This window comes from Amycolatopsis sp. WAC 01375, from assembly GCF_003947325.1.
Taxonomy (GTDB): domain Bacteria; phylum Actinomycetota; class Actinomycetes; order Mycobacteriales; family Pseudonocardiaceae; genus Amycolatopsis.
Map to the genome: position 1 here is coordinate 226276 of NZ_QHHW01000037.1, position 16575 is coordinate 242850.

At 68.4% G+C, this 16575-nt stretch carries 16 protein-coding genes and 1 pseudogene; 11 read left to right on the forward strand and 6 right to left on the reverse strand.

What is annotated here, in order from left to right:
- Positions 1-16: 16 nt before the first annotated feature.
- On the reverse strand, positions 17-871 hold the full coding sequence (locus DL991_RS26950) for an alpha/beta fold hydrolase (protein WP_233599005.1): 855 nt from the start codon (positions 869-871) through the stop codon (positions 17-19).
- Between the two features lie 406 nt (positions 872-1277).
- On the opposite strand from DL991_RS26950, the gene DL991_RS26960 reads away from it, so the two are divergent.
- Positions 1278-1460 carry a hypothetical protein gene (locus DL991_RS26960; RefSeq protein ID WP_125787136.1) on the forward strand — a complete coding sequence of 61 codons (183 nt, stop codon included), beginning with the start codon at positions 1278-1280 and terminating at the stop codon, positions 1458-1460.
- Here DL991_RS26960 and DL991_RS26965 read toward each other — a convergent pair.
- Positions 1443-2774 carry an FAD-dependent oxidoreductase gene (locus DL991_RS26965; RefSeq protein WP_125787137.1) on the reverse strand — a complete coding sequence of 444 codons (1332 nt, stop codon included), beginning with the start codon at positions 2772-2774 and terminating at the stop codon, positions 1443-1445. The genes DL991_RS26960 and DL991_RS26965 overlap by 18 nt on opposite strands.
- Positions 2775-2877: 103 nt before the next feature.
- Here DL991_RS26965 and DL991_RS26970 point away from each other — a divergent pair, with 103 nt between their 5' ends.
- Positions 2878-3723 carry a GNAT family N-acetyltransferase gene (locus DL991_RS26970; RefSeq protein ID WP_125787138.1) on the forward strand — a complete coding sequence of 282 codons (846 nt, stop codon included), beginning with the start codon at positions 2878-2880 and terminating at the stop codon, positions 3721-3723.
- A gap of 378 nt (positions 3724-4101) precedes the next feature.
- Here the strand turns inward: DL991_RS26970 and DL991_RS26975 are convergent, their stop codons facing one another.
- On the reverse strand, positions 4102-4473 hold the full coding sequence (locus DL991_RS26975; RefSeq protein ID WP_125787139.1) for a hypothetical protein: 372 nt from the start codon (positions 4471-4473) through the stop codon (positions 4102-4104).
- A 457-nt stretch (positions 4474-4930) separates the two neighbouring features.
- Between DL991_RS26975 and DL991_RS26985 the strand changes: the two are divergent.
- The 3 genes and pseudogenes from DL991_RS26985 to DL991_RS26990 all read left to right on the forward strand — a co-directional run.
- Positions 4931-5110, forward strand: a pseudogene (locus tag DL991_RS26985) (DUF5914 domain-containing protein); the annotation flags it as partial.
- A gap of 77 nt (positions 5111-5187) precedes the next feature.
- Entirely contained in the window at positions 5188-5328 is a 141-nt protein-coding gene (locus tag DL991_RS42690; protein WP_158634452.1) for a hypothetical protein, read from the forward strand.
- Between the two features lie 16 nt (positions 5329-5344).
- Positions 5345-6937, forward strand: a complete 1593-nt coding sequence (locus DL991_RS26990) for an NAD(P)/FAD-dependent oxidoreductase (protein ID WP_125787140.1) — start codon at positions 5345-5347, stop codon at positions 6935-6937.
- On the opposite strand, the gene DL991_RS26995 is transcribed toward DL991_RS26990, so the two are convergent.
- The gene (locus DL991_RS26995; RefSeq protein ID WP_125787141.1) at positions 6928-7389 is read right to left on the reverse strand and encodes an SRPBCC family protein; all 462 of its coding nucleotides are present in this window, start codon (positions 7387-7389) and stop codon (positions 6928-6930) included. The genes DL991_RS26990 and DL991_RS26995 overlap by 10 nt on opposite strands.
- 122 nt (positions 7390-7511) lie before the next feature.
- On the reverse strand, positions 7512-7916 hold the full coding sequence (locus DL991_RS27000) for a hypothetical protein (protein ID WP_125787142.1): 405 nt from the start codon (positions 7914-7916) through the stop codon (positions 7512-7514).
- Positions 7917-8256: 340 nt separating this feature from the next.
- Between DL991_RS27000 and DL991_RS27005 the strand changes: the two genes are divergently transcribed.
- Positions 8257-9555, forward strand: a complete 1299-nt coding sequence (locus tag DL991_RS27005; RefSeq protein ID WP_125787143.1) for a phytase — start codon at positions 8257-8259, stop codon at positions 9553-9555.
- 562 nt (positions 9556-10117) lie between these two features.
- Here DL991_RS27005 and DL991_RS27010 read toward each other — a convergent pair.
- Complete coding sequence (locus tag DL991_RS27010; protein WP_125787144.1) at positions 10118-10705, reverse strand: TetR/AcrR family transcriptional regulator; 588 nt, start codon at positions 10703-10705, stop codon at positions 10118-10120.
- A 94-nt stretch (positions 10706-10799) separates the two neighbouring features.
- Between DL991_RS27010 and DL991_RS27015 the strand changes: the two genes are divergently transcribed.
- The 5 genes from DL991_RS27015 (at position 10800) to DL991_RS27035 (ending at position 16476) form a co-directional block, all read left to right on the forward strand.
- Complete coding sequence (locus DL991_RS27015) at positions 10800-12026, forward strand: amidohydrolase family protein (protein WP_125787145.1); 1227 nt, start codon at positions 10800-10802, stop codon at positions 12024-12026.
- Positions 12023-12877: an alpha/beta hydrolase gene (locus tag DL991_RS27020; RefSeq protein WP_125787146.1), complete on the forward strand. Its 855-nt coding sequence runs from the start codon at positions 12023-12025 to the stop codon at positions 12875-12877. Before DL991_RS27015 ends, DL991_RS27020 begins: the two co-directional genes overlap by 4 nt.
- Before the next feature lie 27 nt (positions 12878-12904).
- On the forward strand, positions 12905-14188 hold the full coding sequence (locus DL991_RS27025; protein ID WP_125787147.1) for an FAD-binding oxidoreductase: 1284 nt from the start codon (positions 12905-12907) through the stop codon (positions 14186-14188).
- Between the two features lie 29 nt (positions 14189-14217).
- Positions 14218-15474, forward strand: a complete 1257-nt coding sequence (locus DL991_RS27030) for a barstar family protein (RefSeq protein ID WP_233599017.1) — start codon at positions 14218-14220, stop codon at positions 15472-15474.
- 216 nt (positions 15475-15690) lie between these two features.
- Positions 15691-16476 (forward strand): hypothetical protein, encoded by a 786-nt coding sequence (locus DL991_RS27035; protein ID WP_125787148.1) that lies wholly within the window; start codon positions 15691-15693, stop codon positions 16474-16476.
- Positions 16477-16575 lie beyond the last annotated feature (99 nt).

Here is a 16575-nt window from a genome sequence, read left to right on the forward strand (position 1 = left end):
CAGCGTCGCCTGGGTTTCAGGCGGCGAGGAAGTCGCAGATCTTGTCGCTGATCGCCGGCCAGTCGTGGCCGAGCCAGATGAAGTGGCTGTCGGCGTTGCTCTCGATCAGGCAGCCGTACTTGATCGTCGACGCAAGCCTCTCTGCGTGGGCAAAGGGTACGGAGCCGTCGTTGCGGCCGGCGATCACGAGGGTGGGCTGGGTGACGTCGTCGACACCTTCTCTGTCGGCGGCGAGGTCGTTGCGGAAGCCGTGACCGGACCGCATCCGGGAGAACAGCTCGATCAACATCGTGCGTTCGTCGGCGGAGAGCGCGGTCATGACTTGCCGGGCAGGCAGAGCGGTGAGGTCGCCGAACAGCATGCGCAGTCCGATGTCTGGAGCGGTGCGCATGATCGCGCGCACCGCCGACCAGGTGAGGCGTTCGGTCGCGGGGCCGAAGGCGAGTCGAGCGGCCAGGCGGGTCCGCTTATCCGGCCAGGGAAGAGGGCCCACCGCGCTTTGGAGGATGACTCGCTCCACGAAATCCGGGTGTCGGGCCGCCGTCGCCACCGCGGTGCGTCCTCCTGCCGAGATGCCGACGACGGCGGCGACCCGAGTGATGCCGAGGTGGTCACACAGCGAGCGGACGACATCCGCGAATCCACTGGTCGTCGTGCCGGTGGACAAGGGTGTGCGGCCGTAGCCCGGCCGCGAGGGCACGAGGACCGAGTAGCCGGCATCGACGAATGTCTCCTCACCGAGCGCGAGTCCGGCGTGCATGTGTCCACCATGGAACATCACCACTGTAGAACCGCCACGCCGGTCGAACCGATATTCGAGCGTCCCGAGATCCAGGGCTGCGGTCGTGGTGGGACGTGCGATGGTGGCCATGCCTGCCATGATGCTCTATCGGCGCGGAAGGCGTTTTCGCCACGTAGCAGGCGTCGCGCCGACGCCGCGCAGAGTGGCGGAGGCGAAGTTGCGCTGCCATTCCGGCCCGACGTAGCCGTGGTGGACAGGCCGCGATCCTGCAGTGGGTGCCCGTCGGAGGCGAGTGCGCCGCGAGTGTCCAGATAGGACAGTCCGGGTCGGAAGCCGGTGGCGAGCAGGATGGTGTCGACGCGTTCGCGGGTTCCGTCCGGCCACTGCACGGTGTCGCCGTCGAGGGCGGCGAGGACCGGATAGGTTCCCGCCGATCCAGGTATGCCGTGACCAGCGCGGTCAGCGGTGCGAACACCGTGCTCGCCAAGCCGGCCTCGATCAGCAGCCAGGCCGCGGTGAACCACACCAGGGTTCCGTGCCGGCCGCGACCACCTGCCCGGCCGAGAACGCCGCGACCACCCAAGCCGTCGACCCGCCCGTGGTCTGGCTGATTTCCGGTGCCGGCACGGGAAAGGCGGCCGGCGCGCGGCGTAGCCCGGACGTGGTCGACCCGGGCGACGCCGCGCCGGTCGCGACCGGCTCAGCGCACCGCTGCTGACGGCGCGGACAGCGTCAGGACTTCCGGTTCCGCGCAGCAGCCACCGGCGGCCGGTGCGTCGTCCGGCTCGTCGAACAGGCCGGCGCCGCCGCAGACGCCGGTCTCGGCCATCCGCAGCTCGACCCGTGCGGCCGCCTCGTGGTCCCCGGCCAGTTGGGCGGCGATGCTGCGCACCTGCTCGTAACCGGTCATCGCCAGGAAGGTCGGCGCCCGGCCGTAGCTCTTCATTCCGGCCAGGTAGAAGTCCTTCTCCGGATGCGCGAGTTCCTTGGCGCCGTGCGGATACACGGTTCCGCACGAGTGGACGTTCGGGTCGATCAGCGGCGCGAGCGCGACCGGTGCTTGCAACGTCGGGTCCAGCTCCAGCCGGATCTCCGACAGCCAGGTCAGGGCGGGCCGGAAACCGGACAGGGTCACGACCTCGTCGACCTGCTCGATCCGCTGTCCGCCGGAGGAGATCAGGGTCAGCCGTCCGTCGGTGTCGCGTTCGACGACCTCGGTGCGGAATCCGGTCGCCACCGTGATCTGCCCGGACTCGACCGCCGCCCGCGCCCGCAATCCGAGCGCGCCCCGTGCCGGCAGCTGGTCGGCGTCGCCGCCGCCGAAGGTGTCACCGACCGCGCCGCGGCGCAGCACCCAGCTGATCCGCGTGCCGTCGTCCGCCAGGCCGGACAACGCGACCAGCGCCGTCAACGCCGAATGACCGCTGCCCGCGACCACCACATGCTTGCCCGCATACCGTGCTCGCACGGTCTCGTCAGCCAGATCCGGGACCCGGTAGCCGATCCGGTCCGCCGCCGACCGTTCGCCGACGGCGGGAAGTCCTTCACCGCCAAGGGGATTCGGCGTCGACCAGGTCCCGGAAGCGTCGACCACCGCCCGGGCGATGACGCGCTCTTCCGAGCCGTCGGCGGCGCGAACGTGGACCGTGAACGGTTCTTCGTCCCGGCCGCTGTCCACGACTCGGTCGCGTCCCCGGCGTGCCACTCCGATCACCTCGGCGCCGAAGCGCACCCGGTCACCGAGCGCCGCGGCGAGCGGGCGTAAATACAAGCCGGCCCATTCCGAACCCGTCGGATACGTCTCGCCGTCGGGCCGGATCCAGCCGGTCTTCTCCAGCAACCGCCCGGCCGCGGGGGCGACGAGTTCGGTCCACGGCGAGAACAACCGCACGTGGTTCCACTCCGCCACATCCGCTCCGGCCCGCGCGCCACGCTCCAGCACCAGCGGCTCGAAACCCCGCTCCACCAGCTCGGCGGCGGCCGCCAGCCCCACCGGTCCCGCTCCGATCACCACGACGGGCAGCTCGTTCATCCCCATGCACCTTTCATCGATCCGGCTCGATTGAACCGATGGGGGGAATGTATCGACCGTCGTCGATTGACGCAACCATCGATTCTGGTCGATACTGGGTCGCATGACGACGGCCGTACCCGTTCCACTCGCCGGTCTCCTGCCCGAACGCGAAGCCGCGACCTATGCCGGGTGGTTCGCCTGTCTGGCCGAGCCGACGCGGGTCAAACTCCTGCACGCCGTCGCTACCTCGCCCCGCGGCCTGACCGTCGGCGCGCTCACCGAAATCCTCGGGACCAGCCAGTCCACCTGCTCCCACCACGTGCGGAAGCTGGCCGAGGTCGGCTTCCTGCATCTGCGGAAAGAGGGCACGGCCACGGTCGTGACGATCAATCAGGCATGCTGCAGCGGCCTTCCGCACGCGGCCGACGCGGTCATGGGCCTGCTCGCGCCGCGTCCGTGCTGCCCGGACAACGTGCCGGAGGACGTCACCATCCGCGCCCCTCGCGACGACGATTGGGACGCGATCCGCCGGATCTACGGTGAAGGCATCGCGACCGGGCTCGCCACCTTCGAAACCGAGGCTCCCGATCGCGAGGCGCTCGAAGCGAACTGGCTACCCGGGCATCGGTGGGTCGCCGAGATCGACGGGCAGGTCGCCGGCTGGACGGCGGCCACCCCGGTCTCGGCGCGCGAGTGCTACCACGGGGTCGCCGAGACGTCGGTCTACGTCGCCGAAAGCCATCGCGGCCGCGGCGTCGGGAAGGCCCTGCTCTTCAAGCAAGTCACCGAAGCCGACGCCGCCGGGCTCTGGACCCTGCAGACGTCGATCTTCACTGACAACCGCGCCGGCATCGCGCTGCATCACAGCGCCGGTTACCGCACCGTCGGCATCCGAGAACGCATCGCCCAGCGCGACGGCGCCTGGTACGACACCGTCTTCCTCGAACGACGCAGCCCCGTCAACTAGGCGGTGTCCTGTGAGTCTGTTCGATGGGCCGCCTGGGCGGACGAGCCAGACGTTCGGCAGCCGCCGGGCCAGGTCGGCGGAATTGCGGCTCGGCGCCATCCGGTCCTGGTCACCGTTGGCCACCAGGACGGGATGCCGGATGACCGTCAGTCCGACCGTCGACGGTGTCTCCAGCGGTGGATCGCCTTGAGCTGGTTGCGGAAAGCCGTGACGGAGATGGGCTTGTCGAGGTCTTCGGTGCGTTCCTTCAGCCCCCGGCGTGCTCAACTGGCCCGACGTCATCAGCCAGGTCGGCGCCCGGCACCGTCTCGTATCACCTCGCCGCTAGGCGTTGTACCAGCGGGCCGCCCAGGCGGCGGGTCTGCGGAAAGAAGGCCGCTAGTACGCGGAGCGCAAGGCGGTTTCCCGAGCGGGCCGAATACGGTCCAGCTGGATGAGGCTGAAGCCGAACAGCACGACGCCGAGCGGAACGTGGACGGCCGTCACCTGCGCCAACCCAAGGAACACCTGGGCCAGCGTGAGCGCGAGGAACACGGCCGCGGGCGCGATAGGTTTGGGGGAGCCGCCGCCCGGCCGCCAGACGAGAACCGCGGTGATCACGTGCAGCACCGCCACGACGAACAGCGTGTAAGACGTTGCGCTGTGCAGTGCATGGCCGTACGGCACGGTCAGCAGGAGTCCCGCCGAGATCGGGGTGAGGAAGACGGCGAGGGTCTGCACGAGGATCGCGACGCGCAACGGTTTCGGCATTGAGGTTCTCCTTCGGTGGACGTGTTCCCTGTCGGACGAGAGGGCCGCCGGAAACGTGACACCGATGGAAGCCGCGTGGCCCTTCGGTCAGGCGCGGCGGAAGCTGTGCACCAGGAACTGGGTCGTCGCGACCTGCTCGCCCGGGCCGAGCACGAACGACGGGCGTTTCAGGTGAAGGACCCCTTCCCTCCGCTCAGTCCCGAGTACCTGAAGGACCCCTTCCTGTACCTAGGCGCAAGGAAGGGGTCCTTCAGGTACTTCGAGCGGGGCTTACCGGACAGTCCGGATTTCGAGGCGGCCAGCCGGTTCAGCAGGCGGATCCGTCCGTGGTTGGGGACCGAGTGGATCGGGTGCCCGGCGAGGCCTCAGTACCCGAGGAGGGTTGCCACCGTGGGCCGTTGGGCGAGATCGCCGACTCCGAACAGCGGGCAGTCTTCGTGCCACAACGTGATGTCGCCGACTGGGCGTGCCGGTGATCGCCGATTTCACCTGCCCCGAACCCCGCACGGTGCTGATGACCATCGTCGACGGCGAAGGGCGCGGCAGCGTGGTCGAAACCGACGCAACCCCGCTCGGGAACGGCCCCGACGGACGGCCGTGCACCGCCGTGATCGAGGCGACGATAGCCACGTCCGACGCCTTGCGAGCGGGAGAAGTCGACCTCGCGTCGGGCTGACAGGTTTCCGCGATCACCCGGCAGGGTAAGCGCAGGCTGTGCGCATTGTGATCACCGGGGCGACCGGAAACGTCGGGACGGCGCTGCTCCACGCCCTCGAATCCGGCGACGACGACCTGAAGGGCGCCGCGAGCCCGCCGCTGGCCCGCGGCAGGCCCAGCCACCAATCGCAATCCTGACGATCGGGAGGCACGGATGAGCACGGAAGTCTTCGACGCGGTCGTCATCGGCGCCGGCCACAACGGCTTGGTCGCGGCGAACCTCCTGGCCGACCAAGGCTGGTCGGTCCTGGTGCTGGAGCAGGCGGAGAAGCCGGGCGGTGCGGTGCGGACCGGCGAAGTCACCTCGCCCGGGTTCCGGAACGACCTCTGCAGCGCGTTCTTCCCGCTCACCGCCGTATCGCCGGTGATGCGGGGACTGCGACTCGAGGACCACGGGTTGAGCTGGAGGCACGCTCCCGAAGTGCTCGCACACGTCTTGCCCGACGATCGGTGCGCGGTGCTGTCACGGGACATCGAGCGGACGGCGGCGTCGGCCGACGAGTTCGCGCCCGGCGACGGCGCCGCGTGGCGGAGCTTGTTCGCGCGGTGGCAGGACATTCGCGAGCCGCTGCTGAACGCGTTGTTCACTCCGTTCCCGCCGGTGCGCCCGGCTGTGCGGCTGCTGCGGCGGACGGGGACCGCGGAAGCGCTGCGGCTGGCCCGGATGCTCACGTTGCCCGCCCGCCGGTTGGGAGAAGAGCATTTCGACGGCGAGGGTGCTCGACTGCTGTTGGCCGGGAACGCCGCGCACAGCGATATTTCCGTGGACAACGCGGGCAGCGCGGTCTTCGGCTGGCTGCTCGCGATGATCGGGCAGGACGTCGGCTTTCCCGTACCGGTCGGTGGAGCCGGTGAGCTGATCACGGCACTGGTCCGACGGCTTGCCGCCCGCGGCGGCGAGGTCCGATGCCGTTGTCCTGTAACGGAAGTGCTCGTCGCGGGCGGACGGGCGATGGGCGTGCGAGACGGCGACGGGAACCCGATCCGGGCCCGCAAGGCGGTGCTCGCGGACGTCCCGGCACCGACGTTGTACGGCGAGATGGTCCCGTCGGATTGGCTTCCCTCGCGGCTGCTCGCCGATCTCGGCCGGTTCCAATGGGACAGCGCCACGGTGAAGGTGGATTGGGCGTTGTCCGGTCCTGTCCCGTGGACGGCAGAAGGCGCTCGCGGGGCGGGCACCATCCACCTCGGAGCGGATTTGGACGGTCTGTCGGCGTTCGGCGGCGACCTGGTCCGCGGCCGGAGCCCGCGGAATCCGTTCCTGCTGTTCGGGCAGATGACGACGAGTGACCCGCATCGGTCGCCGCCCGGTACCGAGGCGGCGTGGGCGTACACCCACGTTCCCCGCGGGCTGATGGAGAACCGGGAGGCGCTCGACCGGCAGGTCGCACGGATCGAAAAGACGGTCGAGGCGAACGCGCCGGGGTTCATCGACGTGATCCAGGGCCGGTACGTGCAGGGCCCGCTCGAACTGGCGGCCCACGATCCCGGCCTGGTCGGGGGCGCGATCAGCGGCGGGACCACGGCCATCCACCAGCAGCTGTTCTTCCGCCCCGTCCCCGGCCTCGGCCGCGCGGACACGCCGGTGGACCGGTTGTTCCTCGCGGGCGCGTCGGCGCATCCGGGAGGCGCGGTCCATGGCGGCCCCGGTGCCAACGCGGCCCGCGCCGCGCTGGCCAGGGCCGGAGTGCTCGGCAAGGGCTACGCGGCGGTGATCGCCGCGGCGAACCGGGCGGTCTACCGCTGAGTGCCCTTGCGGTCGGTGTACTTCCCGGTCGCCAGATCCGCCAATCGGGCGAGGGCCTCGGTGTTGCGTGGTTTGGCGACGAGCGCCTGAACCGCCTCGGGCAGCACCTTGCCGGGACCACGCACGACGCTTTCCCTCATCCGGACCTCGGTCTTGGCTTCGCCGCGGGGGAGGAGCGTGACCTCGACCGCCGCCGCGCCGAGCGGCCAGCCCCTCGCCTCCAGCGACAGGGAAACGCCGGGCTCGACCGCCTTCACGACCGTGACGTCCTGGATGTGCAAGGGCCACGGTCCGACGCTGTGGTGGATCCGCGAACCGACAGCAGGCCAGTCCTCGTCGACATCACGGATATGGGAGCTGCCGACGACCCAGCTCGCGTACGACCAGCCGTCGGCGAGCACGGCGAAAACGGCGTCCGGCGGCACGTCGACGACTCGGCTGACTTCACTCACGGCGTCCTCCTGTTCTGAGTGGCACCGCATGGGTACCCCGCCGGAGCGACTTGAAGCCTGTGAGCTGACTGAACGGCCAGTCACGCGAAACCGCCAGTTCGGTGCAGGTGGCCGTGAGTGGGCTAGATGTTCTTGCAGTAGTTGTACAGAAAGGTGCCACCGGGGGAGGGGTTGTCCTGGGTGATCCAGATGCAGCCGGTGTACACCGGTTTCCAGAGGCCTCCCCAGTTGGTGTTCGCGTGCAACCAGTGCCACTGGCCGTCGGCGGGGACAAGGCCGTAGCCGCTGCCGCCCGCGATCTGTGCTCCGGAGGAGTCGTAGAACGCGGTGACGGCCCAGACGTGTCGGGCATGGCCGCAGTAGGCGTGGAAGCCACCTGTGGAGCCCCAGTTGTCGAAGTTGAACTGCACGTTGGCCGTATGGCAGTCCGCCAGTACCGTCGCGCGGGTCTGGGTGGCGTTCGCCGGTGTCGCCCCGATGGTCAGACAGCCCGCGAAGAGGACGATCGCTGCGAAAAACTTGCGCATGGTCTGCCCCAACTCGTTGTTGTTCGGTTTTCGCTGAACTCGGAGCGTCCCACTCCGCGACCACGAGCGGTCGGACGGTTGTTCCGCCACAAGGGCGGTAGTTCCTGCCTTTGTGGCCACCTGTGTGCCGGCTGCTCTTCGAGGCTCATGCCGCAGTGATGGACGTCTACTGTCCACAAAGGACACAAGCCGGCCACCCGCACCGGGGGCGGGCGGGGGTCATCGTGAACAGGCCTTGTTCATGTCCTGGTCACCCGGGCGTGCCGCTACTTTCGGGTAACTTGTCACTCGGTGACTTCATAGTGGGCTGTCCGATTCGCTCCAGGGAAGGAACACTTTGATGGCTCAGGCCTCCAGAGCCCGCGTCGTCGTCGGCGGTCTCGTGCTGATCACGGCATTCGCCACGGTCCTACCCCCTTCGGCCGTGGCGGCTGATGCTCTGCCCAGTGTGAAGCCGACGACCGAAACCCCTGCCGTGTACGACGACGAAGCAGGCGGCAACGCGGACGCTGACGACCCGGCGATCTGGCGTAACCCCGCGGCTCCGGATCGCAGCCTCGTCGTCGCCACGGTCAAGGAGGGCGGTCTGCGCGTTTACGACCTCGACGGCCGCGAAGTGCAGTCGGTACCGGCGCCGAAAGCGCCCGGTCCGGACGATGCTCCCGGCCGGTTCAACAACGTCGACCTCGTGCACCGTATGAAGGTCGGCTCCGGTGTGAGCGACCTGGCCGTCGCCAGTGATCGCGGCCGTGACCGGCTGCGGATCTACCGCATCGACGGCGGCGACCCCGGTGCCCCTCTGTCCGACGTCACCGATCCCTCGGCACCGGCGATCTTCTCCTCGTCGCAGGAGGAGATCAACGAACAGCGCACCGCTTATGGCCTCGCCACGTGGACCGATCCCTCCAGCGGCCGCTCGTATGCGGTGGTCAGCCAGCGGGAACGTACCGCTCTCAGCCTGCTGGAGCTGACCGCGGGCGCCGGAGGCACGGTCACCTACCGCAAGGTGCGCACTGTCGCGTTGCCGTCCGCGTTCAGGCTGCCGAACGGCAAGTCGTGGACTCCGTGCGGTGAACCGGGTGAACTGCCCCAGGTCGAAGGTATGGTCGTCGATCCCGCGACCGGCACCCTCTATGCCGGGCAGGAGGATGTCGGTATCTGGCGGGTGGACGCCGACCTCGAAGGCACTCCGAAGCTCATCGACAAGGTCCGTGAATACGGCATCCCCGGAACCTATGACGAGGCGACCGAGGAATGCGTACCCGGACCCAACCCGGGTTACGGTGGCACGCGCCTGTCGGCCGACGTCGAAGGGCTCACTCTGCTCAAGCAGAAGGACGGTGACGGGTACCTGCTGGCTTCCAGCCAGGGGGACAACACCTTCGCCGCCTACGACCGCGAACTCGGCGACGACAACGAGTACGAAGGTGGCTTCCGGGTGACCGCCGCGTCGGCGACCCTCGACGGTACCGAGGAAAGCGACGGCGCCGCCGTCCTCAACGAGCCACTCGGAAGCAAGTACCCCAACGGCCTGCTCGTCGTCCAGGACGGTGACGACAAGCCGGGAGAGACGGGCCGGGACGCCACGAACTTCAAGTTCGTCGATCTCGGACACGTACTCGACGCCCTCGACGACTGACCGGACTCGCCCCGGCGGCGAGACCGCCAGTCCACGGCCGCCGCGCACAGTTTCGGTGCCACCGCCATAGCCAGGACCGATGGCTATGGCGGTGGCGAAGCCCGCGAGCAACGGCCGTGGCTGAGAAGAGACGACCGGGAATCCGCGATCCTGTCAGGACGACGACATGTCGCTGAACGCGAAGGCGTGCCTTCAGCTGGCTTGGCGGTTTCGCGCCGACTTGAGACTGTCCGGTTTCAAATCCGAATAGAGCGCATCGCGCGAGCGCTCATGACGATGAACGTGCGTTGACGAGGGAACCCCGACACCTCCCGTCGAGGCGTGAGCTCCCCGGACCCGGCCCGGCTCGAACGGGCAGCCACCCCCACCGTGCGACGGGCAGGACGCACCCTTACCGGGTAGATGCGCCTTGGGCGGGCTCGTTGTGATGGTAGGTCGAAGACGCTTGCCACAGCGACTGAATTCCCCTTGGTGATACACGTGCCTCCTCCCATCGCAGCCACATCGCTGCTCGGGAGTAGGCGTCGAAAGGGCTCATGTGTGGTGAAAGGCCGCTACCTGTTCAAGGTTCCGGGCATGTCCGTGGAATCTTGCTCATGCGCAGGATCAAGGCGACCGCGTCCTCCGAGTGGACCGCCGGCGTCAGGACCTCTTGGAGGAGCAGGCCACGAATCGCGGCGATGGTGACGGTGGCCATGGTCAGCGCTTCCTTGGCGTCGAGCCCTTCGCGTTCCGCGAGCGAGGCCAGCATCTTGGTCAGGTCGTCGAGCGAGCCGATGAACTCACGAAAGTCCTGTGGGCTGTACGCGGCCAGCCCTACGACGTGAAAGAAGCCGCGGACACGCGACAGCTGCTCCGGACGAGTGTAGGTCCGCCAGATCGCCACGACGAGGTCGTCGAAGGTGCTCTGCCGGGCGGCCTCGAAAAGCGCCTCGTTGTCCCGTGATCGCTGTGCCGTGAGCATGGCCGCCAAGACGCCCGAGAGCGACCCGAAGTGGTATCGCAGGAGAGCGTGGCTGGTCTCGGCCCGGGCGGCGATCTCACGGAGCGACACCTCCGGTGAGGGAAGTGTCTCGTCGAAGGCGTCGAGAAGCCGAGCCAGAAGGCGCTCGCGTGCGTCCCCTTTGCGTTCCGTGCTTGACAAGATCACTCCCACAGTTTATCCATTGGAAAAGAAGCACTGACGACGCCGTGTCGCCTCGCACATGGTCGCAGTCGGCTCGCAACGGTGGAGGGAACGACTCGTGGGACGTGTTCAGGTGGTCGGCGCGACGGTCGTCGACGGATCAGGTCGCGACCCGGTCAACGTTGGCGTCAGCGTCGAAGACGGGCATATCACCCAGGTCGGGGCAGCAGGCGCACGCGGCGAGCGCCTTGATGCCGACGGGCTGACGATGACGCCCGGCCTGATCGACGCTCACGTCCACTTGGGCTTGTCGAGCCCGATCGGGCCGCAGTTCTCGTTCCGGATAAGCGCCGCTGAGATCGCGGCGGACATCTTCGCCACGGCCGGCGCGACGCTCGATGCCGGCTTCACGACCGTTCGCGACACCGGCGGGGTCGACGGCGGCCTCGTCACGACGATCGCGAAGGGCAAGGTCAGGGGGCCACGCGTGCTGTCGTGCGGACCGGTTCAGTGCCAGATCGGCGGGCACGGCTACTACGGAGCCGATTGGGAACCCACCGAGCTGTGGAGCAGCCACCACCTACCCGGCCTGTGCGCCCTGTCCACGATGTCCGGCAACGCGGACGAGCTGCGAGCCAACGTGCGCGAGGCCTTCCGCCGCGGAGCCTCCTTCCTGAAGCTCTGCGTGACCGGCGGAGTGGTCGGCGCCCACGACCGGCTGACCGACACCCAGTTCACCGTCGAGGAGATCGCCGTCGCTGTCCAGGAAGCCGCGGCCCGGGGCACCTACGTGACGGTTCACGCCCACAACAACGACGGCATCCGGAACGCCGTCGAGGCCGGGGCGCGCTGTGTCGAGCACGGCACCGACCTCGATGAGTCCACGGCCACCCTGATGGCCACTCGCGAGGTCGCACTCGTGCCCACGTTCGCCGTCGTCGAGCAACTGCTGAACGACACCGCCGGAGCGGGCCTCGACGAGTCGACCCGCGATCGGGTGCTGGGTGTTCGTGAGCGGATGGCCGAAGCGCTCGCTGTCGCCAAGGAGGCCGGGGTGCGGATCGGGCTGGGTTCGGATCTCATCGGCCCGGCTCAGGGCCGCCGAGGCGAAGAGCTCAGGTTGCGCGCAGAACTCGAGACGCCGATGGAAGCTCTCGTGGCAGCCACCAAGACCAACGCCGAGATCCTCGGCCTGTCCGGCCAAGTCGGGGTCATCGCTCCCGGCGCGCAGGCCGACCTCGTGTTGTGGAACGGCAACCCGGTAGAAGACCCGGAGCTGTTCGCTGATCCCGCCAATGCCGTCCTCGTTCTCAAGGCCGGCCGAATTGTGAAGGACCTTCGATGAGCACCATATGGCAGGGCTGCCTCGCCGACACCGACTATTTCGAGCTGCGTTCCAGCGGAGGGCACGACTACGGCGTCTGGGTCACCACGCCACCGGGCTACGACCCCGCCACGACGCAAGCGCCTGTCGTGTACGTGCTCGACGGCAACTGGGCCGTGGGCCTGACGGCTCCGCTCATCGTCACCCAGAAAGACCCCCTGCAACAGATCCAGCCCTACATCCAAGTCAGCGTCGGCTATGCGGGCGAGGACGCACAGCATTGGGATCGCCTGCGCAACAGGGACCTCGTGCCACCCGGCGAGCCCATCGCCAAGGAACTCATCGATGCCGTGGAGGCGGGATTCCAAGCGGGCGCGAGGACACGCGAAGAATCCGACGCCTACCTCGCCGAACTGCGCGACACCCACGCCGACGAGTTCCTGGGCTTCCTCACCGCGGAACTGCACCCGCGGATCGAACGCGATTACGGCACGGCCGCGAGCGGTCACGGCCTCTTCGGCTACTCCTACGGCGGACTCTTCAGTCTCTACACCTGGCTCACCGGCAGCACGCTCTTCGACAGCATCGGAGCGGGCAGCCCCGGTGTCGTCAGTGAAGACAGTCAGATCTTCGCGCGGCTCGACGAAATGGGCGACAGCCAGCCTGCCGCCAAGCTTCACCTGACCATCAACGACCGAGAGCTTCTCGGAGACCTCGCCGTCTACCAGAGCCTCACGAAGACCGCGGCCACCGTCCTGCACCGCCTGACCGCTAGCGGCGCGGCCGTCACCAGCGCGGTGCTGCGCGAAACGCACGTGACCGGCTTGCAGGCTTCGTTCCTCAGCTACCTCAGGACCTGCCGTGCCCTGTAGACGCTGCTTCAGGAGAGAGGGCGACGTATGAGTGCCGATGTGGTCGTGATCGGGGCAGGGGTGATCGGTTCGTCGATCGCCCTTGAGCTCGCGCGGGCGGGGCACCGGGTGCTCGTGCTCGATCGAGCCCCAGGAGCCGGACAGGGGTCGACCTCGGCATCGAGTGCGATCGTTCGGTTCAACTTCTCCACCACCGCCGGGGTGGCGACGGCGTGGGAAGCGCATTTCGGCTGGCTCGACTGGGCCGGCCACCTCGGGCACGAGGTCGGCGACCTCGCGATGTTCCGCAAGACTGGGCTGGTCATGCTGGACGTCGAGGCGGCTCCGCGTACGTCGTGGCTTCCGTTGTTCGATGCGATCGGTGTTCCCTACGAGGAATGGGACAGCGCGACATTGGCCGAGCGCGTTCCAGGTATCGACGCCGGCCGTCATTGGCCGCCGAAGCGGCTCGACGACGAGGAATTCTGGGAGGACGCGAAACACTCGCTCGGTGGCGTGTACACCCCGGATGCCGGTTACGTCTCGGACCCGAGCCTCGCCGCCGTGAACCTCGCCTCCGCGGCCTCGGCGTGTGGGGCGGAGTTCCGCTTTCGCAGCACGGTGACAGCGGTGGAGAAGGCAGGCGGGCGCGTGACGTCGGTGCGACTGTCGGACGGCACCCGGATTCCCTGTGCCGTCGTGGTCAACGCGGCCGGTCCGTGGTCGGGCGCGGTGAATCGGCTGGCCGGCGTGGGTTCCGACTTCACGGTCGCTGTGCGCCCGATGAGGCAGGAAGTAGCGCACGTGCCGGTTCCGGAGGGCTATGCGGGGCCCGTGGTGGCGGACATGGATCTGGGCACCTATTTCCGCGGTGAAGGAGGAGGTGCTCTGCTCGTCGGCGGAACGGAACCGGAGTGTGATCCGATGCAGTGGACCGACGACCCCGACGCCGTCGACATCCACCCGACAGCCGCGGTCTTCGAGGCTCAGGTGACGCGGGCCGCGCGGCGGTTGCCCGACCTGGCGGTGCCCAACCGGGCGCGCGGCGTGGTGGGCGTCTATGACGTCGCCGACGATTGGACTCCGATCTACGACCGCACCGAACTCGAGGGCTTCTACCTCGCGATCGGAACGAGCGGCAACCAGTTCAAGAACGCGCCGGTCGTGGGGCAGCTGATGACGGAGCTGATCGACCAGGTGGAGAACGGCGTCGACCACGACGCGTCGCCCGTCCGGTTCCGGGCCCCGCACACCGGCCTGGAGATCGACCTGGGTGCGTTCTCTCGTAAGCGCGGCCGGAACACCGCGAACTCGGGCACGGTGCTGGGCTGAGTGTCTCCTGCCGGTAGGGTCGCGGCGTGATGACCAACCGCGGCACCGGGTTTTCACCGGTGCGGCGGTGGACGTGGCCGCATCCGATAGGCCCGCGTTGGCTCATTTGCGGCGAGATCGGTTTCGATGATGCCGAGGACGACGTCCCGTTGGCGGTGTGTGCCGAAATCGAAGGACTGTTCGTCGACCTGCCGCCCCGGCAGCGGGAGCGGTTCACGCTTGTCGGCTGCGCCCCGGAAGGAATGCTCGTCGATCTCCTCGGCCGGCTGCCTGCCGAAGCACTCGGTACCGAACAGGCGTGGCTGGGCAACATCTCCTTGAGTGCGCTTACGCCGCCGGGCACATCGCAGTCGTGGTGGGGAGAGGATCTGTGCGACGTCGTCGTACTCGCACAGCGACCGAATGCGACCGTGCCCGGAAAGATGGACATCGACCTCGGCGGATTCGTCCACGTCGGTCATCGCACGGATGCGGTGGTACGTCCCCGCGACGTCGACGAATTCGTCCTGGCGACCTGGGACGGGACCTCCTGCGGCACCTGCGGGGACATCACGGGTGTGTTCCGCGAGCAAGCAGCACCATCGGTGCGGCAGGTCCGGCTCCTCGGTTGCCGACCGGAACCTCCCCTGCTGGCCGCGCTCGATGCGGTGGGACAGCCGACTCGGGCAAGCCTGCGTCGGCGCCGCGTCCGCGCCTGGGTCCACGCGATCGCCACCGATGGTTCCGCCGTCGAGGTGGTCGGTGCCGCGGTGTCCGGAACGGTCGACTCGGTCGAGCCGTCACCACTCGGTGCCGGATTCCTGGACGTGACCGTCGAGGTGGACGCAGGGGAGCCCTTACCAAAGGGAACTCTCGACATCCTGGAGCACTGGCGCGCTGGACGGCCGACCCGGCCGAACCTGTGGGCCGACTACGATCGTGATCTGCGGCGCCAGTGGTCAGGAGTCGCGCTCGGTCACCTGACGGGCGCGCTGGACCGGCCTGCCGGAACCACCTACGACCTCGACGGCCGGTTCGTGACCGACGTCGAAGGGTTCTACTGCGCTATCGGCGAAGCGATCAACGGCCCGGGCGGGTACTTCGGCTGGACCCTCGACGGCCTGGACGACTGCCTCCGCGGACGGTTCGGCGCCCAGGCTCCGTTTCGACTGGTGTGGCACGACTCGGCCGTTGCCCGCGAGCACCTGGTCGGCGGTTACGACCGGCGTCGGCTGGCTCCGGCGATCACCCTGGAGGACTTGCTGGACCTACTCGCGGAGCACCGCATCGGGATCGATCTGCGCTGAGCCTCGGCGCGCTCCGTTCCGAACGATCTTTGTGCTGTGCGTTTCGTATGTGATCGGCTGCGAATACCGATCTGGTTCTCTGGCGCCAAAAGAGCTCGGTAAGCACGGAACCGGTTGAAGCGGTCCACCTCGTTTCGGAGTCGCATCACGACACCGGCGGGTATTGTCGTTGCGCATTGTGGGGGTGTGGGCGGGAGTGAGGTGACGTTGAGCGCGGTGACGGAGTTCGATGCGCTGCACAGCACGCTACGGAGGCGTGTCGAGGGTGGAGATGGCCATGGGGTGGTGGCTGATCTCGCCGCTGTGCTGGCGATGGCGCGGGCGGGGTTCGATGAGGATCCGGGCTTGTGGGTAATGCGGCTGCGTATGGCGCAGCGGGATGTCGAGCGTGTTCCGGCGAACGCGCGGCTGAAGGCGGACAGCGAGGACGCGACGCGCGCGATCATCGCGTACGCGCGGGCGGGGGCAGCCGATGTTCCCGCGCGACGGGAACTGCTCGGTACCACCCTGAACAACTACTCCATGCAGCTCGAAGCGGAGCAGCGGCTCGACGAGAGCATCGTCTTCGCGTCCGAGTGTCTTGACCTTTTGCGCACCGAGCCGGCAAGCAGCGAGCTCGCGCATGCGCGCACGCGTCTAGCGGAGCTTCGCCTCAGGGTCGGGGACCACACCGGGGCTCTCGCGCTTGCCGAGGAACTCGTCGACGCCGCGCACCGGAAGGGCGAGAATCCGGCGGAGGGTCCCAGTGGTTTGCCTTCGTGGTTGCGGCTCCGGGCGCGGGCGCACGCGGCGCTGGGCCGGGAAGTCGAGGCCCGCGCCGATTTCGAATCCTCGCTCGATTGGGAACGCGCTCGCGTTCGCGCCGGAAAGTTCCTCGCCCACCTCGATCTCGCCGACGCCCTCGACGAGTACGCCGAGCTCCTCAGCGGTCTGGGCGCGGCGGACGACGCTCGCGCGATGGCGGTGTCGGCGGCCGGGACACGCGAGAAGCGCCAGGACTGACGGGAATGTCGCTCCACCTGCCCTCCGGCCGGTGTGGCTTTCGCCGCCGCCTTGCTCTTTCCCGCTTTCGCCGGCGCGGATACCACGGCAGCGTAGTCC

Coding starts and splice junctions, on each gene's coding strand:
- DL991_RS27025 (WP_125787147.1), top strand. CDS start 12,905: ATGAGTGCCGATGTGGTCGTGATCGGGGCAGGGGTGATCGGTTCGTCG.
- DL991_RS27020 (WP_125787146.1), top strand. CDS start 12,023: ATGAGCACCATATGGCAGGGCTGCCTCGCCGACACCGACTATTTCGAG.
- DL991_RS27030 (WP_233599017.1), top strand. CDS start 14,218: ATGACCAACCGCGGCACCGGGTTTTCACCGGTGCGGCGGTGGACGTGG.
- DL991_RS26950 (WP_233599005.1), bottom strand. CDS start 871: ATGGCCACCATCGCACGTCCCACCACGACCGCAGCCCTGGATCTCGGG.
- DL991_RS26970 (WP_125787138.1), top strand. CDS start 2,878: ATGACGACGGCCGTACCCGTTCCACTCGCCGGTCTCCTGCCCGAACGC.
- DL991_RS26990 (WP_125787140.1), top strand. CDS start 5,345: ATGAGCACGGAAGTCTTCGACGCGGTCGTCATCGGCGCCGGCCACAAC.
- DL991_RS27000 (WP_125787142.1), bottom strand. CDS start 7,916: ATGCGCAAGTTTTTCGCAGCGATCGTCCTCTTCGCGGGCTGTCTGACC.
- DL991_RS27005 (WP_125787143.1), top strand. CDS start 8,257: ATGGCTCAGGCCTCCAGAGCCCGCGTCGTCGTCGGCGGTCTCGTGCTG.
- DL991_RS26965 (WP_125787137.1), bottom strand. CDS start 2,774: ATGAACGAGCTGCCCGTCGTGGTGATCGGAGCGGGACCGGTGGGGCTG.
- DL991_RS26975 (WP_125787139.1), bottom strand. CDS start 4,473: ATGCCGAAACCGTTGCGCGTCGCGATCCTCGTGCAGACCCTCGCCGTC.